The organism is Mesorhizobium sp. NPDC059025 (assembly GCF_042739655.1).
Lineage (GTDB): Bacteria > Pseudomonadota > Alphaproteobacteria > Rhizobiales > Rhizobiaceae > Mesorhizobium.
Genome location: NZ_JBHYIM010000002.1, coordinates 548,932 through 575,474, shown reverse-complemented (window position 1 = coordinate 575,474; position 26,543 = coordinate 548,932). Strand labels below are relative to the sequence as shown.

Sequence of the window (26,543 nt, the reverse complement as noted above, 5' to 3'; positions counted from 1 at the left end):
GCGGAGATCAAGACGTGGCCGAAATCGTCGCCATCAAGTCCGAACCCGTCGGGCCGGTACTGGTCGAACAGGCCAATGGCATCGCACGGATCACGCTCGTCAGCCCACCAGCCAATGCGCTGTCCCTGGCCGTCATGGCAGCCTTGCAGGCGGAGTTCGACCGGTTGCGCGACAACCGTTCCGTGCGGGTCATCGTGCTTGCGGCATCGGGCAAGGTGTTCTGTGCTGGACACGATCTCAAGGAACTCACCGCGCATCGCAACGAGGAGGACCGCGGCAGGGCCTTCTTCGAGAAGACCTTCGCCGCCTGCTCGGCCTTGATGCAGACCATCGTGCGTCATCCGAAACCGGTGATCGCGGCGGTCGACGGGCTGGCGACGGCCGCCGGCCTGCAACTTGTCGCCAGCTGTGATCTGGCGATTGCCTCGCATGAGGCGACATTCTGCACTCCGGGTGTCAACATAGGCCTGTTCTGCTCGACACCGATGGTGGCCCTGTCGCGCAATGTCCCGCGCAAGCAGGCGATGGAGATGCTGTTGACCGGCGAAACCGTCGACGCTGCGACCGCCAAGGAATTCGGCCTGATCAACCGTATCGTGCCACGCGAGTACTTGAATCAGGTCGTGACCAAATACGCGCAAACCATTGCTTCGAAATCGCCTTTGACGATCCGCGCCGGCAAGGAAGCCTTTTATGCGCAGGCAGAGATGGGGCTCTCGGACGCTTACGACTATGCCGGGCGTGTGATGGTTGACAACATGCTGGCGCGAGACGCCGAGGAAGGTATCGGCGCCTTCATCGGCAAGCGGCAGCCTGAATGGAAGGGCGAGTGACACCGCTTTCGGCCATGTCGCGCACACCGAAACACCCGGCATTTTCCCGCCAATGAGCCAAAGCCTCGTTTTCGACATCCGGCCCAACACCGTCTGGCACGTCGAAGAGGCCTGCCGGCAGGCCTGGCCAGCAGCGGTGGAGCAGGTTGCCGACGGCTGGTTGTTGCGCCGTTCAGGCGGCGGCATCCGCAGGACCAACGCTGCCAATCCGTTGGCGGGCGAGCGCCATTGTGGTGCCGCGCTCATCGATAGGGTCGAAGCTTTCTATCGTGGTTTCGGTCAGGTGCCGGTCTTCCGCCTCACCGATTTCACGCGCGAGATTTCGTCGGAACTCGACCGGCGTGGCTACACGACGCAGGCAAGCACGCTGACCTTGCTGGCTTCGCTGGCGGCCCCGCCCGGATCCGGCGCCAACGGGCCGACGGTGACGACCGAGCCGACAGGGAACTGGTTCGAACTGCGGGATCGTCTGGCGAAGGATCCACTGATCTTTCGCGATATGGTGACTTCTATCGACCTGCCGAAGGCTTTTGCGTCGTCGCGGGCCGGTGGCCGCACCGCCTCGATCGCTTACGGTGTGATCTGCCACGGCATGCTTGTGGTGGAATCGGTCGCCACCCACCCCGACCATCGCGGCAAGGGACTGGCCAAACAGACCGTCGGCGCCCTGATGAACTGGGCGCGCGGAGCCGGAGCCGACAAGGCATGCCTGCAGGTGGTGGCTGACAACCATCCGGCCCTTGCGGTTTACCGGGCTTTGGGCTTCAACACCTCGCTCTACAGCTATCACTATCGTTTCGCACCGGATGCCGCATGAACCACGACTCCTATGACAACGCCTACATCGCCGGCATCCTCAATTCGGTGAAGACCATCGCCATCGTCGGTGCTTCCGCCAATGACGTGCGGCCGAGCTGGTTCGTGCTGAAATACATGCTGGACAAGGGATTTTCGGTGTTTCCAATCAATCCCGGCCATGCTGGCAGGGAAATCCTCGGGCGCATGACCTATGCCAGGCTGGCGGATATCCCCCAGCCGATCGATATGGTCGACATCTTCCGTGCGCCGGCCGCGGTGCCAGGCATCGTCGACGAGGTGCTGGCGCTCGATCCTTTGCCTAAGGTGGTCTGGATGCAGCTCGGCGTGCGTCACGACGAGGCGGCCGCGAAGGCGGAGGCCGCCGGCATCAAGGTGGTGATGAATCGCTGCCCAAAGATCGAATATGGTCGCCTCTCCGGCGAGATCGGCTGGAACGGCGTCAATTCGGGGGTGCTGTCCTCCAAGAAGCCCATCATGCGTCAGGGTTTCCAGAGTTTCGGCGTTCGCCAGAGGTAGCCAGCAACAATTTTCCGCGGTTTTGCCAAAACGCTGGCAGCAGCACTGAAAAATAGCACTCGCCGGGCAAAATCTTCTTTGCATTCGCTACGCGGCTCGCCCAAGAATGCCCGGCGATTTTTTGGGGCGATTTGAGGAGGTTTTCGATGAGCCAGCGCGCACCAGGTTTCAACACGCTCGCGGTTCACGCCGGCGCCAAACCCGATCCGGCCACGGGCGCTCGCGCCACGCCGATCTACCAGACTACATCCTATGTCTTCGACGACGCAGATCACGCTGCCTCGCTGTTCGGCCTGAAGGCGTTCGGCAACATCTACACACGCATCATGAACCCGACACAGGCGGTGCTCGAAGAGCGCGTAGCAGCGCTTGAGGGCGGCACGGCAGCACTTGCGGTGGCGTCCGGTCACGCCGCGCAGCTCCTGGTAGCGCACACGCTGCTGAAATCCGGCGAGAACTTCGTCGCGGCGCGTCGGCTCTACGGCGGTTCGATCAACCAGTTCGGCCATGCCTTCAAGAACTTCGGCTGGGAAGTGCGCTGGGGCGACACCAACGACGTGTCGACCTTCGAGAAGCAGATCGACGAAAACACCAAGTTCATCTTCGCCGAGAGCCTGGCCAATCCGAACGGCGAGTTCGTCGACATTGAAAAGCTGGGCGATATCGCCCGCAAGCACGGCATTCCGCTGGTCGTCGACAACACCCTGGCGACGCCCTATCTGGTGCGCCCGATCGAGCACGGCGCCGATATCGTCGTGCATTCGCTGACCAAGTTCATCGGCGGCCATGGCAATTCGATTGGTGGCGTCATTGTCGACGGCGGCACCTTCGATTGGTCGAAATCCGGCAAGTATCCGATGCTGTCCGAACCGCGTCCCGAATATGGCGGCGTTGTGCTGCACGAGACCTTCGGCAATTTCGCCTTTGCCATCGCGACCCGCGTACTCGGCCTGCGCGATTTCGGCCCGGCGATCTCGCCCTTCAATGCCTTCCTGATCCTGACCGGTCTGGAAACGCTGCCGCTGCGCATGCAGCGCCATTGCGACAATGCTTCGACCGTGGCGGCCTGGCTCGCCAATCATCCGAAAGTGTCCTGGGTGTCCTACCCCGGCCTGCCGACGGACAAGAACAATGCGTTGCACAAGAAGTACTCGCCGCTGGGCGCGGGCGCTGTCTTCACGTTCGGTCTCAAGGGGGGCTACGAGGCCGGCGTGAAGTTCGTCGAGGCGCTGGAACTGTTCTCGCATCTGGCCAATGTCGGCGACACCAAGTCGCTGGTCATTCATCCGGCATCGACCACGCATCGCCAGCTTTCCGACGAGCAGAAGGTTGCGGCGGGTGCAGGTCCGGACACGGTGCGTCTCTCGGTCGGTATCGAGGACGTGAACGATATCGTCGCGGATCTCGAACAGGCGCTCGCCAAAGTCTGATCGGCATGGCACAGAAGGCTCCGGATCAGACCGGAGCCTTTTTCATGAGCCAGCCGAAATTCCTCACCGTTTCCATTGACGGCATCGAGCCGGAGCATGGCGCGCCGGCTGCGGACCGCCTGGTTTCCGGCGACCCGAAATTCCGCACCTGGAATGCCGAGGAGCGCGATGGCGGTCTCTACGCCGGCATATGGGAATCGACGCCGGGAAAATGGCGCATCGTCTACGACGAGTGGGAATTCTGTCACATCCTCTCAGGTGTCTCCGTGATCGCGGAGGAGGGTGGTGAGGCGCGCACCGTGCGATCTGGCGACAGTTTCGTGCTCAGGCCCGGCTTCAGGGGAAGCTGGGAAGTGCTTGAAACGACTCGCAAGGAATACGTCATCAAGCTCTGACGGCATGCCTATCCTGGCACCCGACCCGAGACCCTGAAGAAGGTGTGCGAGGTCACCAGAACGTCGGGATCCGCCAGGTGGATTTCGAGTGCGGCCATGTCCGTTTCGAGGTCGTCCCGCGTGATGAAGCCCTGATCGATCATCTTTTCGCGCACATTGTTGACGAACTCATAGAGCATCGGCCGCCGATCATGCCCGAGCGGGTAGACATGGTAGACCGCGTCGACATGGACATCGATCATGCCAGCTTCACGAAACAGGCGATGCGTGCGCCGGCCGATGAAAAGGTCGATCCCTTGAGCCGCCGAGTAGGCGATGTAGGCATCGAGCAGACGATTCCAGGCCGGCAGCGCCGGGTCGCAGAAATGGGCGCCGAAATCGGCCTCGAAACTCGCAATCCAGCCTCCAGGTCGTACCAGTGCCACCATCTCGCGCACGATGCGCTGGGGCTCCGGTACATTGACCAGGACCAGCCGCATATGCGCACCGTCGAAAGACCCGCGTTCCAGTCCGGTATCGTAGGCGTCCCCCTCGCGCACCTCGACTTGCGGCAGCGCATGATCGGCGACGAAACGGCGTGCCATTTCGACGAAATGCGGGCTGCGCTCGAGGCCGAGCACCGAGCCGGTCACGCCGACGCGCTTGCCTAGCAAGTGCAACACTCCGCCTGGCCCGCAACCCAGGTCGATGACCCGTTCGCCCGGCTTGATGCCGATGCGCTCGAATTGAACATCGGAGTCTGGCGCCAGATTGGCGATCTGCCGTTTCAGCCTTGCTTCCTCGGCCGGGCCACGGCCGAGCAGATATTTGTCCTGCCGCATGGTGCACGCTCCCCCTCATCGAGACGTGAACTGCGAAAAACCTAGATTAGCACGGAACGACTCTGTGGGGCGGAGGATTTCGCAAAACGCCATTGCTCGGATTTGCCGTGCGTATGATCAGGCTTTTATCGCCAGCACATGCAGCCAGATGGCGGGAAGGTTGTAGTAACCGGAGCCTTCGCGCTGGGATATTTCGACCGATGACCAGTTCCCGAACTCGAGCGCCTGCCGCAAGTACGCTTCGTCGGGATAGTTATAGTAGCGGCCAAACTGATCTATCCGTTCCTCGCCTCCGGTCTTGAAACTCGCGTAGAGTACGCCGCCGGATCGCAACGCCTTGTGGATATTTTCGAAGATCGTGGGCAGTGACGACTTGGGCGCGTGCAGGAGGCAAGCATTTGCCCAGATGCCGTCGAATTCGTTGACGAAGTCGATGTCCTCGAACAGCAGCACCTCCACCCGTCGGTCCAGCCGCTTTTCGGCCTCCCTGGCCAACTCTGCCGAGCCGTCGGTTGGGATGGCGTCGAATCCGGCAGCAAGCATTGCCTCGCTGTCCTGTCCTCCGCCGCAGCCGAGTTCCAGTATCCGGCCGCCGGCCGGAACGAGTGCAAGGAAAGGTCCCAACTCCTCCGATACCCGGTAGCGCGTCGCGTAGGCCTCGGCCTCGCGTGCATAGAAATCCAGTGTCGGCTGATCCTTCAAGCTACAACCTCTAACCTCTCCAGCCCGTGAAAGTGATAGGTATCACGAAATTGTGGTTCCACGGCGAAATGCAGCGTTGGCAGGCGCTCGAACAGAGCCTTCAGCGACACCTGCAATTCCAGCCTGGCCAATGGGGCTCCAATGCAGAAGTGTATGCCGGCGCCGAAGGAGACATTTTTCTGGTCGGTGCGCTGCGGGTTGAAGAGATCTGCCTCCGCAAAAGCTGAGGGATCGCGGTTGGCCATTCCAAGCAGGAGGCCGAGCTGCTCGTTCGGCTTTATGGTCACACCCGGTACGACCTCGATCTCCTGATAGGCGTAGCGGGTGAACATGTGCAGCGGTGCGTCGTAGCGCAGGCATTCCTCGACCGTAGCGGCGGTTGCCTCCGGCGAAGTGAAGAAACGTCGCGGATCGCCGCCCTGCGCGAGCACTGAGCGCACCGCATTGCCGGTCTGGTGCACCGTTGCCTCATGACCGGCATTGAGCAGCAGGATTGTCGAGGAAACCAGCTCGTCTTCCGAGAGCTTCTGTCCATCTTCCTGGGCGGAGATCAGCAGCGACAGCAGGTCATCGCCTGGCTGCTTGCGCCGTTGGGCGACATAGCCGCGCAGGAAATCGCCGAATTCGCGTGCCGCGCGGTTGGCCGTATCCTCAGTCTCGCGGGTGCGGCCGTGCATGTACATCGCCACCATCTGGTGAGACCAGTCGAGCAACTGCGGCCCCATTTCGACTGGGACGCCGAGCATCTCGGCGATGATGGTGATTGGCAGTGGCGCCGCGTAGGCAGGCAGCAGGTCCACGGGTTTGCCTGGCTCGAAGCGATCGATCAGTTCGTTGGCGAGCGCTTCCACGCGGGGGCGCAGCCTTTCCACCTGGCGAGAGACAAAGGCGCGGTTGACCAGTGTTCGCAGCCGGGTGTGCACCGGCGGCTCGAGCTCCAGCATGGAATTGGCTTCGATCGCGTCGAACGCGGCCAGATGGCTGCGATCCTGGTCGAGACCGCGGCTGTCCGGGATACCGGTCGGGTTCTGTCGACCGAAGCGGCGGTCGCGGAGCAAGCCGTTGACCGTGTCGTAACCGCCCAGGCACCAGAAGCCGAATTCCTTCCAGAAGAAGGCCGGACTGTTGGCGTGCAGCCAGGCATAGGCGTCATAGGGATCCTGAACGAAAGCAGGCTCGTGCGGGTCGAGGCTGACATGCCGGCTCGCCGGGTCGAAGGAGAGGTAGGCTGGCTTGGTCGGCATAAGTCGCTCTCAGCTTGCGAAGGAAAGGCACAGGATCGGGCCGGAGCCGGCCTCGATGCGTCGCCAGTTCACGAAGGCCGCACTTTCGCACAATGCGGCGAGCAGATCCGGCCGGCTGCGCTTGAGCGCTTCAGCCTGCTCCAGCTGAATGACAACGATGCCGCCTTTTTCCACATGGATGGTCGAAAGGCCAGCATCCGGTTCGTCCAGATGCGACATGCAGTCGATCCAGGCGTCCCAGTTGCGGCCATAAAAAACCGGGAAGCCGAAAGCGTCGGCAAAAAGGGCATGCATGTCGGTGACTTCGGAGCAGTCGATGCGCACAAGACGATATTGCAAGAAACGCCCCGGGGTTGTGAATTGATATGACTTTCCCGCATCAGAGGGCTGTTGCCAATATGAACGTCATCGTCGTCGGCGCCGGCATCGCCGGCCTCTCCACCGCATGGTCGCTGATCAAGGCCGGACACAGCGTCTCCATTCTGGAGCAGGGGCCGATTCCCAATCCCCTGGCTGCCTCGGGAGACCATCATCGGATCATCCGTCGTGCCTATCGCGCGGGGAGCGGTTATGGCCAATTGATCAGCGAGGCCTATGCCGCCTGGGAAGAATTGTGGAGTGACCTTGGCGAGGATCATCTCGATCAGCGCGGTTTCCTGTGCGTGTCGCGTGAACCAGGCGATGAGGCGGAGGAATATCGCGAGGGCATGGAGGCGGGCGGGTGGCCTATTGAGCTGCTGATGCCCGAGGCCGCGGTTGAACGCTGGCCTTTCCTGGAGGCTGGAAGCTTTCGCTACGCGTATTTTTCGCCGGATGGCGGCGCGTTGCATTGCCGCAAGATCGCGGAGGGACTGGCGAAATGGCTGCGCGCGCACGGCGCTGACGTGCGTGAAAACTGCAGGGCAACCGCAATCGACGCCGCGGCTGGGCGAGTGACGTTTGCCAATGGCGATAGCCTCCAGGCCGATCGCGTGGTGGTTACCGCGGGCGCCTGGGTGCTGAAGCTGTTTCCGGAACTGGGCGACGAGCTGAAGACCTATCGTACTGCGCTTGCCTATGTCGAACCGCCGGTCGATCTGCGCTCTGCCTGGGAAGCTGCCCCTGTCATCCTCGATATCGGCGGCAAGACCGACGGCTACGTGATCCCACTGACCCGTGGGGCCGGGATGAAGCTCGGCTCGGGCCTGCACAAGGTGCCGGCCGCCGATGCCGACTGGAACCGCGTACCGGTACCAGGTGAGGGGGAGCGGATCCGCGACCTGTTCTCGCCACCGATTGCCCGCATCGACGAATACCGGGTGACCGATGTGGTGACCTGTGCCTACACATTCACCGCCGATGAGAAGTTTCTGGCGCGCGAAAAGGGCAAGTGCCTGATTGTTTCGCCCTGTTCGGGCCATGGTTACAAATTTGGCGCCTCGGTCGGTCGTCGTGTCGCCCGTGCTGTCGGTGACGGTGATGTCGAAGGTCTCAAGCGCTGGCTTCGAGCCGAACAGGTTTGACTGCCGCACAACAAGAAGCCGGATCTACCACCCGGCTTCTTGTTGTTGAGCTGTCGCCCGATATCGAAAGCAGACGGAATTCGCCTTCACATCATCCGCTTGCTCAAGCGGGGTTCATCGCTGCGAAGATAGCCCCATAGCTGCCATCGCGTTCGGCCCAACGCCGGGCCTGATCCCGTTCGACCAGCACCTCGCCTCCGGGATGCTCCTGTTGCTCCAGTAATTGCATGACTTCCGCGACGAAGGCATCGACAGGCATCGCGCGTGGATCCGACGCCTGGTCAACACTTGTGAGTTCCGTCTGCACATAGGGCGGCGCGAGTTCGAGCACTTCGACGGGCATGTTGCGAAGCTGGTGCCGCAGCGATTGCAGCCAGGAATGCAGGAATGCCTTGCTTGCACAATAGGCGGGAAAATCAGCGCGCGGCACGAAGGCCAGGTTCGAACTGGTGGCGACGATTGTCGCATCGGCCTGTCTCTTCAGCGTTGGCAGAAGGGCTGCTGTGATACGCAGTACGCCCAGTATGTTGGTTTCGACAATTGCCTCGGCGTCGGAAGTATCCCAATTGTCGCAAGTCATGTCTTCCGCTCGTGAAATGCCGGCGTTGGCAACGAGCACGTTGAGTTCGGGGAAATGCAGCCGGATGTCGGCTGTGGCGCGGGAGAGCGAGGCCGGATCGGCCAGATCGAGCAGCATGCCGTGGAGGTCAGGCTGTCCCGCCGTGATCTCATCGAGCAGTGACTGTCGCCGTCCTGTGACGACGACGCGGTTGCCACGGGCGTGGAAAGCCTCGGCCAGCGCGCGACCGATGCCGCTCGTTCCGCCTGTGATGAGGATGGTGTTTCCAGTCATTTTCATGGGTTTGCCTTTCAGGTGCTTGTCGGGAAAGGCGGACGGTGGGCCAGGCTGTGCAGGGCGGGACAGCATGCATCCCGGCAAGAGTGCTCTTGCCAAGGCATGTGTCGAGCGGGCTAACAGCCGCTGAGCAGGAAAAATGGACATACCGTTGCGCCTTCGTGATCGAGATCTCCCAGCCGGGACCTTCTCGAAAGGCGCGTTGGATGACGGTAACGCCTACGGCAGCGCCATTCAGGCAACTGCGGGCGGAGAACTAACGCGACGAGTCGCCGACGTCAATCGATTGATTGGTGCGGAAACTGGTAGTCGATAGAGCCGTTTTCGTGCACACGACGCTCTAGCACGACTGTGGACCCACTAGGATAGAGCACGATGGGTGGGCCCGGTATGATGATGGTTTGAGAGCCATCCAGTCGAATGAAATATCGGTTACTTGACCTGGCTGAGGCCACCGAGATCACCGTGCCCGAGACTTGAACCTTTCTGATGACGCGGCTGTAGCCTGAATACGTCCAAAACCCGGTACCAACGATGAGAATCCCGACGATGGCGAAAACCACTCGGCGGGTCACGTCCGATTTGGTTGGTGATGAAAAATCCACCGTCTCCATCAGCCACATATAGAGGCTCGGCCGCCCAACCAAAAGCTGGCGGGCGCGCCTGGATTGGTTCATTCTTTCAGCGGGAAACCCAAGATCGCTCGCCAATGCCCTCGACGACGATGCGGATAAGTCGACGTACCTGACTGTGATCGAATGCTTCTCCCACAAGGGAGTTCAGCATCGCCTGGCCATAGATCCCAAGCAGCACCAGCGCCATGTAATTTGCTTCCTCGTCGCTGCGGACGAGGCCCTGCTGCTGGCCAAGAGCAAGAATGTCCCGGACGAGCCCCTGAAAAGACGGGCGTTCGGACGGCGGCTCCAGGGACGGTCTTATGGAAGGCGCAAGCGCCAGGCGTGCCAGCGATGGGTTGGCGATGCACCAGCGCGCACTGTCCGTCAGAACCAGCTCCAGCAATTCTGTGACGTTCATGTTGCGCGCCATCAATTCACGGTAACCGGCATCGTTCGCTTCCACGCGGGCGATGAGGTTCAAGGCGATGTCTTCCTTCGAGCGGAACAGGTTGTAGACGGTCTTGCGGGTCAATCCGGCGTGCGCGGCGATTTCCTCGACCGAGGTGTTTTCAAACCCTAGTTCCCGGAACGCCTCATCGGCAGCGTCGAGGATCAGATTTCTGGATCGCTCAGTACGTTTCAAGCTTGGCATTTTTATACATATGTGTAAATTTACTCATCTGTAAATATTGGTGGTGACGTGATTTCCATCCTGACGCAGTTCGGGCCTGAGATCTGGCTTGCCGAAGGCCGGACCGTAACAGCCGCGGCCGGTTTTCACTATCCGACGCGCATGGCTGTCATTCGTCTGTCCGGAAACCGACTGTTCATCTGGTCGCCGGTAGCCCTTACAGCCGACTTGCAAGCGGCGGTCAGCGCGTTGGGCGAGGTGGGCTATCTCATCCCACCCAATTCACTGCATCACCTGTTCCTGCGTGACTGGCAGCGCGCTTTTCCACAAGCGAAGACCTTTGCCCCGCCAGGGTTACTCGAGAAACGACCTGATATCCCGTTCGATGGTGACCTCGCCGGCATCGCCCAGCCGGCCTGGAACACGGATGTGAAGCAGGTCGTCATGGGCGGAAACCTCATCACAACCGAAGTCGTGTTTTTCCACCTGGCGAGCCGTACCGCTCTCTTCTGCGATCTGATCCAGCAATTCAAACCCGGCTGGTTCTCTGGCTGGCGAGCGGTCGTCGCGCGGCTTGACCTGATGATCGGCGCCGAGGCGTCCGTGCCCCGCAAATTCCGGATCGCGTTCACGGACAGGCGGGCCGCACGTGCCTCAATCGAGAAAGTCCTGGCCTGGCCTGCGGACAAGGTTTTGATGGCTCATGGCGACCCGATAACGCGGGACGGGCAGGCGTTCTTGCGTCGCGCGTTCCGTTGGCTGATTTGAGCGTGGCCATCCAGTCGGTATCGGCAAAAAGCCGGAGCAAATGCCCCGGCTTTGTCAGCAGGCTGTCTGCTCAGTATTGGCAGTGCCGCGGAATGTGCACGCGGCGCCAGCCGGTCTGGCCTTCGGAGACCATCACGCGGCGGGCGACCTGTCGATAGGTCGGCGGCACCTCCAGCACGCGCTCCGATCCCGGCTGCACGACCACCTGTTCGGTTTCGTAGCCATATTCCGCGGGGATGACGACGCGGCGGCGCGATTCCGGCTGGATCACGACGGTTTCTGCCACCCTCTCATAGCGTGGCTTGTATTTGATCTTGCACAGTACACGGCGGCCGTTGATCCAGCGCCATTCCCAGCCATAGCCGCCATCCGAGACCTGCACGGTGCGGTAACGCGTATCGACGACCGCAGGGATCACCTCATAGGTGACACGTTCCGGTCGGATCAGCACGGCACGCTGGCGCGTACCATAGATCGGAGGCGTCCTGACCACGCGGCTGTAGCCGGGACTGACCTGCTCCTCGCCATAGATGGTGTCGTAGACCGGACGTGTCCGGTACGGCTCGTAACATTCGACCGCGCGGCCGCCGGCCACTGTTTCCGAGGCGGTACCGAGCATGATCAGCGCGGACACGGCCAGCGAAAGCTGCTTCTTCAACATATGCCACCCCTTTTTACGCGAACTGACGCCGCTCGCTTCAACTTTAACGGACGGTAGTGCGCGGGAAAGTGAATTCTTTAAAATTCGTTAACGGCGGCAAGGCCATAAAATGCGCTGGCCGGATGGCTAGGCGGCACGGTCTTGCGCTAGGGTGAGCCGGCATCCTATCTACGGAAACGACCGTCAGCATCGATTCCGCCCGTTCGGCGCGGAAACCCATCCAGGCAAGGGACCATTTATGAAGAGCCCCATCGAAACCTACATGAACCTCGTTCCGATGGTGGTCGAACAGACCAATCGCGGCGAACGAGCATATGACATCTTCTCGCGTCTTCTCAAGGAACGCATCATCTTCATCACCGGCCCGGTCGAGGACGGCATGGCGACGCTGGTTTGCGCGCAGCTGCTTTTCCTGGAAGCAGAGAACCCGAAGAAGGAAATCAACCTCTACATCAATTCGCCAGGTGGCGTGGTGACGTCTGGCATGGCGATCTATGACACGATGCAGTTCATCAAGCCGGCGGTTTCGACGCTCTGTATCGGCCAGGCCGCATCGATGGGCTCGTTGCTGCTCTGCGCCGGCCACAAGGACATGCGCTTTGCCACGCCGAACGCCCGCATCATGGTGCATCAGCCATCGGGTGGCTTCCAGGGCCAGGCCTCCGACATCGAACGCCACGCCCAGGACATCATCAAGCTCAAGCGTCGTCTGAACGAGGTCTATGTCAAGCACACCGGCAAGGACTACGAGACCATTGAAAAGACGCTCGACCGCGACCATTTCATGACCGCCGACGAGGCCCGGGATTTCGGCCTTATCGACAAGGTCATCGAGAGCCGTGAGCCAGCGGAAACGGCCGCAAGCTGATAGTCGGCCCGACTAAAATTGTCAGTTGTCGGCGGCAGACCACGCTTTTGGTGTGGTTTGCGGCATTTCAGCCACAATTGGCTGTTTCCTCGACGACGACGATTGCCTACGTTAAGGCTATGTTGATTTTCGGCGGCTTAGCTTTCCGTGGGGCTGCAGGAATCATTGCCACGTTTTCTGATTTGTGTTTCGTACGGAATGCGTTGCAGGAGCCAGACCACTGGCCGGCGCGGATTCCCGCGATAGATATGTAGGTGTGCCATACGCCAAACCATCGGCGGGTGCCCATGAAAGGACTGGGACGATGAGTAAGGTCAGCAACAGCGGCGGTGACTCCAAGAACACCCTGTATTGCTCCTTCTGTGGCAAGAGCCAGCACGAGGTGCGCAAGCTGATCGCCGGACCGACGGTGTTCATCTGCGATGAATGCGTCGAATTGTGCATGGACATCATCCGCGAGGAGAACAAGACCTCGATGGTGAAGTCGCGCGAAGGCGTGCCGACACCGCAGGAAATCCTGAAGGTTCTGGACGACTATGTCATTGGTCAGCCTTACGCCAAGCGCGTGCTGTCGGTGGCCGTCCACAATCACTACAAGCGCCTCGCGCACGCCGGCAAGAACAACGACGTCGAGCTGGCGAAGTCGAACATCCTTCTGATCGGCCCGACCGGCTGCGGCAAGACGTTGCTCGCCCAGACCCTGGCCCGCATCATCGACGTGCCGTTCACCATGGCTGACGCCACGACGCTGACCGAAGCCGGCTATGTCGGCGAGGATGTCGAGAACATCATCCTGAAGCTGCTGCAGTCGGCTGATTACAATGTCGAGCGCGCGCAGCGCGGCATCGTCTACATCGACGAGATCGACAAGATCAGCCGCAAGTCGGACAATCCTTCGATCACCCGCGACGTGTCGGGCGAGGGCGTCCAGCAGGCGCTTCTGAAGATCATGGAAGGCACGGTTGCCTCGGTGCCGCCGCAGGGTGGCCGCAAGCATCCGCAGCAGGAGTTCCTGCAGGTCGACACCGCGAACATCCTGTTCATTTGCGGTGGTGCGTTTGCCGGGCTGGACAAGATCATCTCCGACCGTGGCCGCAAGACCTCGATCGGTTTCGGTGCGACGGTCGCCTCGCCGGAAGATCGCCGCACCGGTGATCTGTTCCGCCAGGTCGAACCCGAGGATCTGCTGAAGTTCGGCCTGATCCCGGAATTCGTCGGTCGTCTGCCGGTTCTGGCGACGCTCGAGGATCTCGATGAGCCTGCGCTGATCCAGATCCTGACCGAGCCGAAGAACGCGCTGGTCAAGCAGTACCAGCGCCTGTTCGAGATGGAGAGCGTGGATCTCACCTTCCATGAGAATGCGCTGTCGGCGATCGCCAAGCGCGCCATCGAGCGCAAGACCGGCGCTCGCGGCCTGCGTTCGATCATGGAAGCCATTTTGCTCGACACCATGTTCGAGCTGCCGGCGCTCGAAGGCGTCCGCGAAGTCGTGATCTCGGAAGAAGTCGTTTCGGGCAACGCCCGGCCGCTCTACATCTATTCCGAGCAGAAGGAAAAGAAGGGCAACGTCAGCGCCTGACAAGTCCTTTTTCAAGATCGAAGCGGCGCCGTTCGGCGCCGTTTTCGTTTCGCGGATAAGGTTCTGCTGGCGGGTTACCTAGCACTAAAGGTAGGTGAAGGTGGACCTTGATCTTTGCCGGTGACTTATCCACTTAACATGCGAAGGCCACGGGCCGAATTCTGTGCTGCAAAACTCCCGTCACAATCGGTGGTAGGCGGAATGGTCCGCGGTCGTTAATATGAGATTCGCGATTGGCCAAAGGCGATCGCGAAGGAAAGGTTGGACAATGGCCAAAATATCCAAGGCTACCGGTGACGGCGCCTTTGCGGTTCTTCCGCTTCGCGACATCGTGGTGTTCCCACACATGATCGTTCCGCTCTTCGTCGGGCGCGAGAAATCGATCAAGGCGCTCGAAGAAGTGATGGGCCAGGAAAAGCAGATCCTGCTTGCCACCCAGATGAACGCCGCCGATGACGATCCCGAGCCCGATGCGATCTACGATATCGGCACGCTGGCCAATGTGTTGCAGCTGCTGAAGCTTCCCGATGGCACCGTGAAGGTGCTGGTCGAGGGCGTGGCACGCGCCAAGATCGTGACCTTTACCGACCGCACCGACTATCATGAGGCCAAGGCCGGTGTTCTGGCCGAACCCGAGGAGGAAGAGGTCGAGGTTGAGGCGCTGGCTCGTTCCGTGGTTTCGGACTTCGAGAACTACGTCAAGCTGAACAAGAAGATCTCTCCTGAGGTGGTCGGCGCGGCCAGCCAGATTGACGACTATTCCAAGCTCGCCGACACGGTTGCCTCGCATCTCGCCATCAAGATCCCCGAGAAGCAGGAGATGCTCGCCACGCTTTCCGTCAAGGAGCGTCTCGAGAAGGCGATGGGCTTCATGGAAGCCGAGATCTCCGTCCTGCAGGTGGAGAAGCGCATCCGCTCGCGCGTCAAGCGCCAGATGGAGAAGACACAGCGCGAGTACTACCTCAATGAGCAGATGAAGGCGATCCAGAAGGAGCTGGGCGAAGGCGAGGACGGTCGCGACGAGGCCGCCGAGATCGAGGCGCGCATCAAGAAGACCAAGCTGACCAAGGAGGCCAGGGAAAAGGCGGAGGCGGAGCTCAAGAAGCTGCGCACCATGTCGCCGATGTCCGCCGAGGCCACGGTCGTGCGCAACTATCTCGACTGGATCCTGTCCATTCCGTGGGGCAGGAACTCCAAGGTCAAGCAGGACCTGAACTTCGCGCAGGACGTGCTCGATACCGATCACTATGGCCTGGACAAGGTCAAGGACCGCATTGTCGAGTACCTCGCCGTGCAGAGCCGCCAGAAGAAGCTGAAGGGGCCGATCCTGTGCCTCGTCGGCCCTCCCGGCGTCGGCAAGACCTCGCTCGGCAAGTCGATCGCCAAGGCGACCGGTCGCGAATTCATCCGCATGGCGCTTGGCGGCGTGCGTGACGAGGCCGAGATCCGCGGTCACCGCCGCACTTATATCGGTTCGATGCCCGGCAAGGTCATCCAGTCGATGAAGAAAGCGAAGAAGTCCAACCCGCTCTTCCTGCTCGATGAGATCGACAAGATGGGCCAGGACTTCCGTGGTGACCCGTCTTCGGCGCTGCTCGAGGTGCTCGATCCGGAACAGAATGCGACGTTCATGGATCACTATCTGGAGGTCGAATACGACCTCTCGAGCGTGATGTTCGTGACGACGGCCAATACGCTGAACATCCCTGCGCCTTTGATGGATCGCATGGAGATCATTCGTATCGCCGGCTACACCGAGGACGAGAAGATCGAGATCGCCAAGCGGCACCTGCTGCCCAAGGTGGTGCGTGACCACGCGCTGCAGCCGAAGGAGTTCTCGGTTTCCGAGGACGCCATCCGTGCTGTCATCCAGACCTACACCCGCGAGGCCGGCGTCCGCAGCCTCGAGCGTGAGCTGATGAAGCTTGGCCGCAAGGCGGTGACCGAGATCCTCAAGACCAAGAAGAAGTCGGTGAAGATCACGGCTGCCAATCTGGCGGACTATCTCGGTGTCGAGCGGTATCGTTTCGGCCGTGCGGAGTCCGACGATCAGGTCGGTGTCGTTACTGGTCTGGCCTGGACGGAAGTCGGTGGCGAGTTGCTGACCGTGGAAGGCGTCATGATGCCCGGTAAGGGCAAGATGACGGTGACCGGCAACCTGCGCGACGTCATGAAGGAATCGATCTCGGCGGCGGCGTCCTACGTCCGCAGCAGGGCGCTCGATTTCGGTGTCGAGCCGCCGCTGTTCGACAAGCGTGACATCCACGTGCACCTGCCGGAAGGCGCCACGCCGAAGGACGGTCCGTCCGCCGGTGCGGCCATGGCCACCGCCATTGTGTCGATCCTGACCGGTATTCCGGTCCGGGCTGATGTGGCGATGACCGGCGAGATCACGCTTCGTGGTCGCATCCTGCCGATTGGCGGCCTCAAGGAGAAGCTGCTTGCAGCACTGCGTGGCGGCATCAAGAAGGTGCTGATCCCGGAAGACAACGCCAAGGACCTGGCGGAGATTCCGGACAATGTGAAGAACGGGATGGAGATCATTCCGGTCTCGCGTGTCGGCGAAGTGCTGCGGCACGCGCTGGTCAGGATGCCTGAGCCGATCGAGTGGGTGGAGCCGGTTAACGCCCCGGCAAACGCCGATGTCGATGACGCTGGAAAGTCGCTTGCTCACTAGAGCTTCGCGCGTCCGTTAGGGCGCGCGAAGGCTGCTCTGAGGTTCTGGAGCCGTGCTTTGTGCTTGCCGAGAATCGATTTCGGTTTTCGGGTTGCTAAGTGAGCGTCGGCTAAGAGTGCAATGCACAAATGAAAAGCCGGGCCCTGTGCCCGGCTTTTTTGTGAAAAAGCCCGGTTTTCCGGGCTTTTTTCGTTCTTTTGTCGGTCTTTTGGCTTGGTTGTCGGAACGCTTCTTTCTAAAGTCCAATCCCTGCCGGATGAGTCGTAAGTTCCGGTGTTCTCATGGAAGGGAATTTTGATGAACAAGAACGAACTGGTGTCCGCTGTCGCCGATGCCGCGAAGATCTCGAAGGGTGACGCGCAGTCGGCGGTGGATGCGGTGTTTGCCGTTATCACCGGCGAGTTGAAGAAGGGTGGCGATGTCCGTCTGGTTGGCTTCGGCAATTTCTCGGTTTCGAAGCGCGCTGCCTCGACCGGCCGCAACCCGCAGACCGGCGCGGAAGTGAAGATCCCGGCCCGCACGGTGCCGAAGTTCACCGCCGGCAAGGGCCTGAAGGACGCCGTCAACTAAGGCGCGCTGTTTGTTCAGAACTGCGAAAAGCCGGGCCTAGCGCCCGGCTTTTTTGTTGGGTGCCTGCCCGGGAGGGGAGCCCCCGACCCGGACTAGAAATATGTCTGTGGTTGAACCTGCCTGGCGCGCTGGCGCAGGTAGAAACAATAGAAGCCGAAAGCTGCCGCGAACCACATGTAACCCTCGCCGATCGCCAATCGGTTGTTGGAGTTGCTGAGCAGTGTGATGGCGAAGAAGATCAGCGTTGAAATGTAGCAATGCCATGCGGTTGGTTCGATGAGCTTCGTCCGTGCGGCTTGCTGCACCTGCCTTGCCGACCAGATGAAGAGAAACGCATAGAACGTCAGCCCGGCGATGCCGTAGCGGACGGCGATCTCAAGATAGCCGTTGTGGAAGACATCGTAGATCTGGGTGTGATAGGCCCTGTTCTGCCATTCGGTGAGCCAGGCTGAGCTGGCGCCGAAAATCGGATGATGTTTCCAGATTTCAAGCGCGTTGGACCACAACATCAAGCGCTCCTTGGCCGATACAGGCGTCAGGTCGCTCTTGATGGCGTGTTCGAGGGCACTGCCTACACCGTTTGTGGTCGCGTCAGTTATGGACCTTCCGACGAAGGCAAGCGTGTCGCCCGCAGTCGATGACAGGATGCCGTAAGAGAAGAAAAGGCCAACAAGGATCAGGACCAGCGCGCCCATGCCCACGAGGACGTAGCGCCGACTTCCCCGCAGCACGGTCAAGACAACCAGCAGGAGCAGCGCTGCAGCCAGAGCAAGCCACACGCCCTTCGACCGCAGTGCGACGATGTTGACGACGGCAAAAATCAGCACGGCTGCCGAGAGCAGCCAGAACAGTACCTTGCCTCCTGCTCCCTGATCGCTGCGCTGCGTGGTGTAAATCGCAAACTGCAGCGCACACAGGAAGATGAAACCAGCGCCGATCGCCGCATGGATAGGATTGTTGAACAGCACCGTCTCGGGTTTCAAGCCTTGAAGTATTGCCTCGTAGCCGGTGCTCGCTGAAAGAAAGGCCAGGCTCGCAACCATAAAACATGCAGCCACGATCGACGGGCGCCTGACATAGGCCAGCAGTGTGAAACCCGTCGTCGCATAGAGAGCGGGAAACAAGTAGATGCCTTCAGACGCGCCGAGTTGGCCGGTGGTGAAATAGACCGCTGCAAGGCGGGCGAACACATAGAAGGTCCAGGCAAAACAGAGATATCCAACCCCACCGATCAACGGTTTGCCGTATGTCCACAAATCCTTGCCCAGCCAGCGGAAGATGCCCACCAGGAAAAGGAGAACCCCGGCGTAGCGATAGGTGTCAGCCTCCCGCCAGACTGGTGAGACGAAAGCCAGCACGAGAAGTGTTGCGAGCATCTGCCACAACAGAGGCTGTCTGGGCGCTGTGAAATCCGCCGCATCGCTGTCCAGCGGCGGGCGTAGAAAAACGTGATGCAAACGTCGAAACTGATCCTTGGCGCGGAAGGAGGCCGTTCCCAGCCGTTTCCACCACGAGAATCTGGCGCCCTTGTAGCTTCCGGAAGGCCCCGCGATGCTGGAAACAGCGCTGCGGGATGTGAAGCTCAACACGTTCTTTCGGGTCGAATAGACTTCGAGGCCGGAATCCCAGAACCTTTCCAGAGCAATGTCCCAAGGCAAGGTCATGGTGGCAAGTTTCGAGATCAGCCTCTGCGCGCCTTGTCTTGTAACGAGATAGGCGGCTGCGGAGCCCTGCGGACCATGGAGCGCCCGCCCGATCTCATCGCCTCGCGAGGTTGTAACCGCTCGGATGAACAGCCCGGTTCTGTGAGTGGTGAGCTTGATGGCGTCGAAATTCGGTACGGCGGCGATAATCGCTTCGATCCGGCTCAGAGTGTCCTCGTTGAAGGCGACGTCGTCCTCGATGATCAAACCGTATGGCTTGCCTTCGTCCAGGAATGTCTGCAACGCAGTCAGATGGCTCTGGTAGCAGGCATATTCAGTCGGCAGGATCTCTCGCCCGCTCCGTGCCCTGGCGGTTGCCAGGTCCACGCCGTCCCAATTCTCAACCGGCAGACCTCTGCCGTCGATCGCCGATACACGGCGCAAGGAAAGTCCCGCGGAACTGGCATTGCCCGCCAGTTCCTCCCAGCGGTCGACTTCGGTGTCGAGATTGATGGCGAAGATGGGCAGGTCCATGTTGCGGTTCTGACGTTCCGGTTGAAGCACGCTTTATATGCAGAATCACCAGCTTGGCCAGCGCGCGGCAACGCCAGTCTTTAAATTGTAGAGATTTTGGAGGTGTTGATAAGCGTGCCGACTTTTTGCCGGGCTGTTTCGCGGCTGACGATCGGCTTGGCCAGAGGCGTTGTCCTGCTGAAAGAACAATAGTGCCAGGGACACAACCGACCATGCCATATCTTCATGCAGGCAAAGCCGCATGAAGATTGAAAAACAACAGCTTTCTGCTGAAAACTAGAATGGCGCGAGTGACGGGGCTCGAACCCGCGACCTCCGGCGTGACAGGCCGGCACTCTAACCGACTGAGCTACACCCGCGCACCGACGACACGTGTCTGTGTCGTCGTTGGCGGCTGGATAAGGGGTTCACCGGCAGGTGTCAAGCGGCCCGTCACGGCTAATTGCAGTTCATGCGAAGGTTTTTTGACAAGCCGTTGGAAAGCCGCGAAAGCGCGAGCTTAACATCCCTTCAATCTTGTCATTTGGTCTTGCGAAGCGTTCGCTAACTGCTTAAAGGTCCGCGCCGGAGCGGGCGATTAGCTCAGTTGGTAGAGCGCTTCGTTTACACCGAAGATGTCGGCGGTTCGAGCCCGTCATCGCCCACCAGATTCCTCAAGACGACGATCCGAATTTGACCGGCAGCCTGAGCCGCCGGCGTTCGATGCAGACGCCCTTATGCCCCGGCAATTGAAAACGCCGCACCGGACCCGGTGCGGCGCGATAACTGTCCCGGGAGGAGACGGCTCAGGCCTTCTTGCGGCGGTTCTGACGCTGCTGGTCGATGATCACGGCGGCTACGATGATCATGCCCTTGATGATTTCCTGGTAGTAGGCGCCTACTTTCAGGAAGGTGAATCCCGAGGTCAGCACACCCAGAATGATGGTTCCGATCAGGGTTCCGGATATTCGTCCAACGCCGCCGGAAAGGGACGTGCCGCCGATCACTGCTGCAGCAATCGCATCGAGCTCGTAGGCGACACCCATATTGGGCTGACCGGACGCGGCGCGCGCAGCCGTGACAACACCGGCTAGGCCTGAGAGCAGGCCGGCGATGGCATAGACCTTGATCAGATGGTTGCCGATATTGATTCCCGATACGCGCGCTGCCTGTGGATTGGCGCCGATCGCGTAGGTGAATTTGCCGTAGCGCGTGTAGCCAAGCGCCACATGGAAGACCGCCGCAACCAGCAGGAAGATGATCACTGGCAGCGGCAGTGGGAAGCCGAAGATATCGAAGCTCTTGCCGAACCAGGTGAACTCATCCGATAGCAAGGCTACAGGCTGGCCCTGCGTGTACCATTTGGCGAGACCGCGTGCCGACACCATCATGCCGAGCGTGGCGATGAAAGGCGGTATCTTGGTTTTTGCTATGATGAAGCCGTTCACCCAGCCTGCGAGCAGGCCGACGGCAAGGCCGGCCAAAATGGCAAAGATTGGCGAGATGTCGGTCAGCGATGGATAGACAGCGCGTGGGTTGACTGACGTTTGCGCCAGACTGGCCGCGACCATGGCAACGAGACCGACAACCGAACCGGAAGACAGGTCGACACCACCGGTGATGATGACCTGTGTGACACCGACTGCAATGATGCCGATGACCGACACCTGCAGGATAATGATGGAGAGGCGCTGCTTGTTCATCAGGAAGCTGTCGCCAACCAGAATCCAGCCCAGGATCTCGAACACGAGCGCAATCCCTATGAGAACGGCGAGGATCGAAACTTCCGGAGGGAGGCGTTTCTTTGCCCCTATCATGCGTGTGGGGCCCGCAACATCGTTCGTAGTCATGTTTGTCTCCACCAAGGTGGGGCAGCAAATCTCAGTGAGATGCCAGCTCCATGATTTTCACTTGATTGGCTTCTTCGCGGTCCAGAAATCCGGTCACCCGACCTTCGTGAACCACCATGATGCGGTCGCTCATGCCGAGCACCTCCGGCATTTCGGATGAGATCATGATCACTGCGACGCCTTCGCCCGCCAGTTTGGAGATCAGGCGATGGATCTCCGCCTTGGCGCCGACATCGATGCCCCGCGTCGGTTCGTCGAGAATCAGGATCTTCGGCTTGGTCAGCAACCAGCGTCCGATGAGAACCTTCTGCTGATTGCCGCCGGACAGGTTGTTGATCGGCTCCGACATGTCGGGTGTCTTGACGCGCAGGGCGTTGCTGATGTCGATCGAATCCTTGGCAAGACGCTTTTGCTCGACGAAGCCATTCTTGACATAGCCCGACTGCAGCACGGCGATTTGGGTGTTCTCCTGAATGTCGAGCAGGAGGAAACAGCCCGTGTCCTTGCGGTCTTCCGTGAGGAAGGCCATGCCATGACGCATTGCGGTGGCGGGGTTGTCGACGCGTATCGTCTTGCCGAACAGCTCGATCGTGCCTGAATCGGCTGGCGTAACGCCGAAGATCGTTTCGGCGATGTTGGAACGGCCCGAGCCGACAAGTCCTGCGATGCCCAGAATTTCACCGGAGCGCACCTCGAAGGTGACATCCTTGAAGATGCCGTTCAGAGCGAGGTCCTTCACGGAAAGCACCACCTCTCCGATTGGTACCGTTTCCTTCGGGAACATCTGGGTGATCTCGCGCCCGACCATCATGCGGATGATGTCGTCGCGGGTCACCTCGGTCGATTTTCTGGTCGCGATGTATCTGCCGTCGCGGAACACCGAGAATTCGTCCGCGATCTCGAACAGCTCATTCATCTTGTGCGTGATGTAGATGATGCCTTTGCCTTGTTCGCGCAGGCTGCGGATGATCTTGAAAAGGTGCTCGACCTCGCGTTCGGTCAAGGCTGACGTCGGTTCGTCCATGATCAGCACGTCGGATTCATAAGACACCGCCTTAGCGATTTCGACCATCTGTCGATTGGCAACGCTCAGTGTGCCGACCTGGGCATCCGGATCGAGGTCGATGTTGAGTCGCTTGAACAGCGCAGCGGTTTGGGCGTGCATCCGCGCATGGTCGATGAAACCGAAACGGTTGGTCGGTTCGCGCCGGATCCAGATGTTTTCGGCCACCGTCATCGGCGCCATCAGGTTGAGTTCCTGATGGATCATGGCAATGCCTTTTTCCAAGGCGTCGAGCGGGCTCCTGAGGCGGATATCTTTGTCGTGAAAGCGGAACGAACCGGAGTCGGGGGTGTAGATTCCGGCGATGATCTTCATCAGCGTCGACTTGCCAGCACCATTTTCGCCCATCAGGGCATGAACACTGCCGCGACGCAGGCGGAATTGTACATTGTCGAGGGCAAGGACCCCCGGAAACTCCTTACGCACACCCTCAACCTCGAGGATGTAGTTGTCGATGGGAACGATGCCTGTGTCGTGCGTTGTGGCTGCCAAAGGGCTCTGCATGCCGATCAGTCCTCCCAGACCCGGTTCAGATGCACGGCTGATGAAATGAAGGGAGAGACGCGCCGCGCATGCGGCGCGCTCCTGGCCCCGGTCAGTTCTTCGAGATGTACTGATCCATGTTGGCTGGGGTCACCAGTTCGAACGGCACCCATACCGGTGACTGCACGGCTTCACCCTTCGCCAGTTTCATTGCGGTTTCGATTGCGCCGCCGCCCTGAGCTGCCGCATTCTGGAAGACCGTCACATCAAGATCCCCGGCCTTCATGTAGGCGAGCGCTTCCTGCGTGGCGTCGACGCCGCCGACGATCACTGTTTTCATGTCCCAGCCCGCGGCCTTCATCGCGTTGATGGCGCCGATGGCCATATTGTCATTGTTGGAAATGACAGCATCCGGCTTGTGACCTGCCGCGATCCAGTTGGTCATCAGATCCTGAGCCTTGACCGGATCCCAGCCGGCGGTCTGTTCGTCGATGATCTTGATGAATGAGCAGTCCGGAGTTGCAATCACGTCATGCACGTCCTTGGTGCGCATGACCGCCGCCTGGTTGGCCAGGTCGCCCTGCATCACCAGGATGCCGGCTTCCGTCTTGCCGGCTTCCTTGAGCTGGCGGCAGACTTCCTTTGTCTCCAACGTGCCGGAATCGACTTCGTTCGAGCCAACGAACGCGCCTTTGCCCAGCTTGTCCATGTCGATTGGCTGGCGATTGACGTAGACGATCGGGATTCCGGCGTCGTTGGCGAGCTTGGTCATGCTCGCGGTGGCCGAGGTGTCGACGGGATTGACGATGACCGCATCTACCTTGGCGGCGATGAAGTTCTGCACCTGGCTGAGTTGCTTGTTGACATCGTCGTCGGCGATTTCGATCTGGACCGGCTGCTTGGCGTCGGATGCTGCTTTTTCGATGCCTTTCCGAAGCACCGTCAGGAATGTATCCGAATTCGCCATCGACACACCGATGTCGCCAGCAAAGGCTGTACCAGTCATAAGCGCTGTAACAATTGCGCCCAGCAAAAGCTTCTTCATTTCAGTTCTCCTCCACAGATGGTGTCCGGTCGCACCTGACAATCCGGATTCCTGCTCCCAAACCTGCCGGCCCGATGTTCCTCCTGGGACGGCATGGAAATTCACTTGACGGACCTCCAGAGCATTAATTGGAATGCTTGAAGCGTATTAACTCTTTATGGAATGTTTGTTCCATTTTATGGCGCATTCGTCAATATGGAATTTTTGCGGCGGCAGTCGCGCTATGCGGGCTTTAGGAAATTGCGGGCTTTAGGAAATGGAAGGCTGAGCACGGGCAGGGCGCGCGGGTGCCTCGCCCGGGCCTGCCTGAGGACCGATCGGTTTTGCGCGACTATCCGGTGTTGTGGCCTTGACCTGGAGAATCTCGAAACGAGAGAATTGACGACGGCCTTCGCGCCATCCGAGAATATTTACAGGTACTTCTCGACTTTCTTGCCGATCCTCAGGAAGCGCAACGGATCGATGGCATCACCGTCGTGCCGGACCTCATAGTGCAGATGCGGACCGGTCGAGCGACCCGACGAGCCGGTCTGGCCGACGACGTCGCCGGCTTTGACGGCCTGGCCGATGGCGACATCGACGCGGCTGAGATGGGCATAACGGGTTGTGTAGCCTTGACCATGATCGACTTCGACCATGCGGCCATAGCCACCGTTCCAGCCTGCCTTGGTGATTACGCCGGGTGCCGTGGCCCGGGCAGGAGAACCAAGCGGAATACGGAAGTCCATGCCTGAATGCAGCGCCGCGGTGCCCAGCAGGGGATCCGTGCGTACGCCGAACGGGCTGGTCACGGCGCGTCCCGGGGCGGGATTGGCGAGTGGCAACCGCCTCGCTTCCTTGCGCAGATGGTCGAGCTGGTCGAGGGCTTCGTCCAGTTCCTTGACCTTGGTGTCAAACAATGTCGCGCGATCAATCGGCACAAGCGGGCCACCGACATCGGTCTCATCCTTGCCGAAATCGGCGTCCACAGGCAGTCCGGCTGCTTGCAGCGCATCCTTGATGGCATCCGCATTCTGATAGGTTGTATCGGCAAGTCGGGTTATGCGCTGCAACTGCTCCGTCTCTATCGCCTGCAGCGATTGATTGATGGCCCCAAACAACTTGTCGGCGCGGTCTGCGGAAGACGCGTCCACAGGCAGGTCGGCGCGAGTTGACCAGCGTGAAAATGCCGGAGCCTCGGAACTGCCGCCCATGCTGGCCAGCGCGGCAAGCTCCGGCATCGCTTTGTTGCCGATGAGCGCAGCGTGGTCTTCAGGCTTGGTTCGATCGGCCGGAGCGGTCGGCGTTGGATTTTGCAGTTCCGGGCTGATCCCTTCGAGAGTTTCTGCGCGTTCGAGGATAGGTCCAAGCCGGCCATGACGCTGGCTGAGCTGGGTCTGACGCGCCAGCAATTCACCGACCTTGGTCTCCATCAATTGCTGGTCGAGCAATTGCCGGCTGGTGATCCGGTCCACCTGCGCACGCAGTGCGGAGATGCGGTCCTCGTAAGCCTGCTGCATGCGGGCCTGGCGAGCGGTCGTTGCGCCGATAAGGTCGTCGCGGAAAACAAGATAGGATGTGGCCAGCAGGTAACCGACGACGACGGCGGCAACGACTGAACCCAGACACGCAATCATCCAGGGACGCACCGTGAAGTGCCGGATTTCATCGCCACGGGCGATGATGACCGTATGCGGCTCCTTGCGCCTGCCGAACACTGCCGACTGACCGTTTGCGTTCACCGGACCAGGCTTTCGTTTGCTACCCCAACAATGCCCATTAGGCACTTGTTATGGTTAACAAAGGCTTGCCCTGCACGATCCGCGCAGCTTTAAGGTCCGTAAATCCGAGCCGATGTCTGACTACAAGGCTCGAACCGCTTCGAGAACCGCTTCTGCGTGGCCCTTGACCCGTACCTTGCGCCAGACGCGGGCGATATGGCCGTCGCGCCCGATCAGGAAAGTGGCCCGTTCCACTCCCATATAGGTGCGTCCATACATCTTCTTTTCCACCCACAGGTGATAGGCTTCGATTACCTTGCGCTCTTCGTCGGAGGCGAGGGCGATATCCAGGGCATGCTTGGCCTTGAATTTGTCGTGCTTCCTTACGCTGTCGGGCGAGAGTCCGATCACCACTGCGCCGGCCTTTTCGAAATCGGATTTGAGCTGCGAGAAGCTGATTGCCTCATTGGTGCAGCTTGGGGTGTCGTCCTCCGGATAGAAATAAAGAACCACCGGCTTGCCGACAAAGGAAGCGAGTTTAAGGCTGCCGCCGCCATCGGCTGGGAGAGTGAAATCAGGTGCAACATCACCCACATCAAGATCGGCCATAACCACGCCTTTGTTTGAGCCTAAGCGCCGAACCTATGATGCCGGTGAGGGTATAGCCTCGGCTGGCATCGTGCGTGATCCTCAATAAATCGGCGCGCGACGGAAGGCAAAGCACGATTCTGCTTTTGCCGTTCGCGCTTTGGATTGG

Annotated in this window: 25 protein-coding genes and 2 tRNA genes; 12 read left to right on the top strand and 15 right to left on the bottom strand. The window is 60.1% G+C overall.

Annotated features, from left to right (window positions below; all coding sequences use genetic code 11):
* Positions 1-14 precede the first annotated feature (14 nt).
* From ACFWYE_RS07070 to ACFWYE_RS07050, 5 genes are all read left to right on the top strand, one after another.
* Entirely contained in the window at positions 15-833 is an 819-nt protein-coding gene (locus tag ACFWYE_RS07070) for an enoyl-CoA hydratase (RefSeq protein ID WP_379110431.1), read from the top strand.
* Positions 834-885: 52 nt separating this feature from the next.
* Entirely contained in the window at positions 886-1,650 is a 765-nt protein-coding gene (locus ACFWYE_RS07065; RefSeq protein ID WP_379110429.1) for a GNAT family N-acetyltransferase, read from the top strand.
* Positions 1,647-2,168, top strand: coding sequence for a CoA-binding protein (locus ACFWYE_RS07060; RefSeq protein ID WP_379072737.1), 522 nt, complete (start codon positions 1,647-1,649; stop codon positions 2,166-2,168). Before ACFWYE_RS07065 ends, ACFWYE_RS07060 begins: the two co-directional genes overlap by 4 nt.
* A gap of 146 nt (positions 2,169-2,314) precedes the next feature.
* The gene (locus ACFWYE_RS07055; RefSeq protein ID WP_379110427.1) at positions 2,315-3,598 is read left to right on the top strand and encodes an O-acetylhomoserine aminocarboxypropyltransferase; all 1,284 of its coding nucleotides are present in this window, start codon (positions 2,315-2,317) and stop codon (positions 3,596-3,598) included.
* A gap of 44 nt (positions 3,599-3,642) precedes the next feature.
* Entirely contained in the window at positions 3,643-3,993 is a 351-nt protein-coding gene (locus ACFWYE_RS07050; protein ID WP_379072733.1) for a cupin domain-containing protein, read from the top strand.
* An 8-nt stretch (positions 3,994-4,001) separates the two neighbouring features.
* On the opposite strand, the gene ACFWYE_RS07045 is transcribed toward ACFWYE_RS07050, so the two are convergent.
* The 4 genes from ACFWYE_RS07045 to ACFWYE_RS07030 all read right to left on the bottom strand — a co-directional run bounded on the left by ACFWYE_RS07045 (position 4,002) and on the right by ACFWYE_RS07030 (position 7,099).
* Positions 4,002-4,814, bottom strand: a complete 813-nt coding sequence (locus ACFWYE_RS07045) for a methyltransferase domain-containing protein (RefSeq protein ID WP_379110425.1) — start codon at positions 4,812-4,814, stop codon at positions 4,002-4,004.
* A gap of 117 nt (positions 4,815-4,931) precedes the next feature.
* The gene (locus ACFWYE_RS07040) at positions 4,932-5,516 is read right to left on the bottom strand and encodes a class I SAM-dependent methyltransferase (RefSeq protein ID WP_379072729.1); all 585 of its coding nucleotides are present in this window, start codon (positions 5,514-5,516) and stop codon (positions 4,932-4,934) included.
* On the bottom strand, positions 5,513-6,760 hold the full coding sequence (locus tag ACFWYE_RS07035) for a cytochrome P450 (RefSeq protein WP_379110424.1): 1,248 nt from the start codon (positions 6,758-6,760) through the stop codon (positions 5,513-5,515). The genes ACFWYE_RS07040 and ACFWYE_RS07035 overlap by 4 nt, the downstream gene beginning before the upstream one ends.
* A gap of 9 nt (positions 6,761-6,769) precedes the next feature.
* On the bottom strand, positions 6,770-7,099 hold the full coding sequence (locus tag ACFWYE_RS07030; protein ID WP_379072727.1) for a barstar family protein: 330 nt from the start codon (positions 7,097-7,099) through the stop codon (positions 6,770-6,772).
* 59 nt (positions 7,100-7,158) lie between these two features.
* Here ACFWYE_RS07030 and ACFWYE_RS07025 point away from each other — a divergent pair, with 59 nt between their 5' ends.
* Positions 7,159-8,262, top strand: coding sequence for an NAD(P)/FAD-dependent oxidoreductase (locus ACFWYE_RS07025; RefSeq protein WP_379110423.1), 1,104 nt, complete (start codon positions 7,159-7,161; stop codon positions 8,260-8,262).
* 103 nt (positions 8,263-8,365) lie between these two features.
* Here ACFWYE_RS07025 and ACFWYE_RS07020 read toward each other — a convergent pair whose 3' ends face one another.
* The 3 genes from ACFWYE_RS07020 to ACFWYE_RS07010 form a co-directional block, all read right to left on the bottom strand.
* Positions 8,366-9,121: an SDR family oxidoreductase gene (locus ACFWYE_RS07020; protein ID WP_379110422.1), complete on the bottom strand. Its 756-nt coding sequence runs from the start codon at positions 9,119-9,121 to the stop codon at positions 8,366-8,368.
* Positions 9,122-9,396: 275 nt separating this feature from the next.
* Positions 9,397-9,795: a hypothetical protein gene (locus tag ACFWYE_RS07015; RefSeq protein WP_379110421.1), complete on the bottom strand. Its 399-nt coding sequence runs from the start codon at positions 9,793-9,795 to the stop codon at positions 9,397-9,399.
* Between the two features lie 4 nt (positions 9,796-9,799).
* Positions 9,800-10,387, bottom strand: a complete 588-nt coding sequence (locus tag ACFWYE_RS07010; protein ID WP_379110419.1) for a TetR/AcrR family transcriptional regulator — start codon at positions 10,385-10,387, stop codon at positions 9,800-9,802.
* A 57-nt stretch (positions 10,388-10,444) separates the two neighbouring features.
* Here ACFWYE_RS07010 and ACFWYE_RS07005 point away from each other — a divergent pair, with 57 nt between their 5' ends.
* Positions 10,445-11,134 (top strand): DUF4336 domain-containing protein, encoded by a 690-nt coding sequence (locus ACFWYE_RS07005; RefSeq protein ID WP_379110634.1) that lies wholly within the window; start codon positions 10,445-10,447, stop codon positions 11,132-11,134.
* Between the two features lie 70 nt (positions 11,135-11,204).
* Here ACFWYE_RS07005 and ACFWYE_RS07000 read toward each other — a convergent pair whose 3' ends face one another.
* A complete protein-coding gene (locus ACFWYE_RS07000) occupies positions 11,205-11,795 on the bottom strand; it encodes a hypothetical protein (RefSeq protein ID WP_129410366.1) in 591 nt (196 codons plus the stop codon).
* A gap of 238 nt (positions 11,796-12,033) precedes the next feature.
* Here ACFWYE_RS07000 and clpP point away from each other — a divergent pair, with 238 nt between their 5' ends.
* From clpP to hupB, 4 genes are all read left to right on the top strand, one after another.
* Positions 12,034-12,663 carry an ATP-dependent Clp endopeptidase proteolytic subunit ClpP gene (clpP, locus tag ACFWYE_RS06995; protein ID WP_144223873.1) on the top strand — a complete coding sequence of 210 codons (630 nt, stop codon included), beginning with the start codon at positions 12,034-12,036 and terminating at the stop codon, positions 12,661-12,663.
* Positions 12,664-12,967: 304 nt separating this feature from the next.
* Positions 12,968-14,242: an ATP-dependent Clp protease ATP-binding subunit ClpX gene (gene clpX, locus ACFWYE_RS06990; protein ID WP_054308708.1), complete on the top strand. Its 1,275-nt coding sequence runs from the start codon at positions 12,968-12,970 to the stop codon at positions 14,240-14,242.
* 268 nt (positions 14,243-14,510) lie between these two features.
* On the top strand, positions 14,511-16,919 hold the full coding sequence (gene lon, locus ACFWYE_RS06985; RefSeq protein ID WP_379072716.1) for an endopeptidase La: 2,409 nt from the start codon (positions 14,511-14,513) through the stop codon (positions 16,917-16,919).
* Positions 16,920-17,216: 297 nt separating this feature from the next.
* The gene (gene hupB, locus ACFWYE_RS06980) at positions 17,217-17,489 is read left to right on the top strand and encodes a DNA-binding protein HupB (protein ID WP_129410362.1); all 273 of its coding nucleotides are present in this window, start codon (positions 17,217-17,219) and stop codon (positions 17,487-17,489) included.
* Positions 17,490-17,581: 92 nt separating this feature from the next.
* Here hupB and ACFWYE_RS06975 read toward each other — a convergent pair whose 3' ends face one another.
* On the bottom strand, positions 17,582-19,666 hold the full coding sequence (locus ACFWYE_RS06975; RefSeq protein ID WP_379110417.1) for an O-antigen ligase family protein: 2,085 nt from the start codon (positions 19,664-19,666) through the stop codon (positions 17,582-17,584).
* Between the two features lie 282 nt (positions 19,667-19,948).
* Positions 19,949-20,025: transfer RNA gene (locus ACFWYE_RS06970), tRNA-Asp, on the bottom strand.
* 212 nt (positions 20,026-20,237) lie between these two features.
* Between ACFWYE_RS06970 and ACFWYE_RS06965 the strand changes: the two genes are divergently transcribed.
* Positions 20,238-20,313: transfer RNA gene (locus tag ACFWYE_RS06965), tRNA-Val, on the top strand.
* A 138-nt stretch (positions 20,314-20,451) separates the two neighbouring features.
* Here ACFWYE_RS06965 and ACFWYE_RS06960 read toward each other — a convergent pair.
* The 5 genes from ACFWYE_RS06960 to ACFWYE_RS06940 all read right to left on the bottom strand — a co-directional run bounded on the left by ACFWYE_RS06960 (position 20,452) and on the right by ACFWYE_RS06940 (position 26,395).
* Positions 20,452-21,495, bottom strand: a complete 1,044-nt coding sequence (locus ACFWYE_RS06960) for an ABC transporter permease (protein ID WP_379072712.1) — start codon at positions 21,493-21,495, stop codon at positions 20,452-20,454.
* A gap of 31 nt (positions 21,496-21,526) precedes the next feature.
* Entirely contained in the window at positions 21,527-23,062 is a 1,536-nt protein-coding gene (locus tag ACFWYE_RS06955) for a sugar ABC transporter ATP-binding protein (protein ID WP_379110416.1), read from the bottom strand.
* 91 nt (positions 23,063-23,153) lie between these two features.
* Positions 23,154-24,086 carry a sugar ABC transporter substrate-binding protein gene (locus tag ACFWYE_RS06950; RefSeq protein WP_379072708.1) on the bottom strand — a complete coding sequence of 311 codons (933 nt, stop codon included), beginning with the start codon at positions 24,084-24,086 and terminating at the stop codon, positions 23,154-23,156.
* Positions 24,087-24,496: 410 nt separating this feature from the next.
* Positions 24,497-25,807 carry a M23 family metallopeptidase gene (locus ACFWYE_RS06945; RefSeq protein WP_379072706.1) on the bottom strand — a complete coding sequence of 437 codons (1,311 nt, stop codon included), beginning with the start codon at positions 25,805-25,807 and terminating at the stop codon, positions 24,497-24,499.
* 120 nt (positions 25,808-25,927) lie between these two features.
* Positions 25,928-26,395, bottom strand: a complete 468-nt coding sequence (locus tag ACFWYE_RS06940; RefSeq protein WP_379110414.1) for a peroxiredoxin — start codon at positions 26,393-26,395, stop codon at positions 25,928-25,930.
* Between the last annotated feature and the right edge of the window lie 148 nt (positions 26,396-26,543).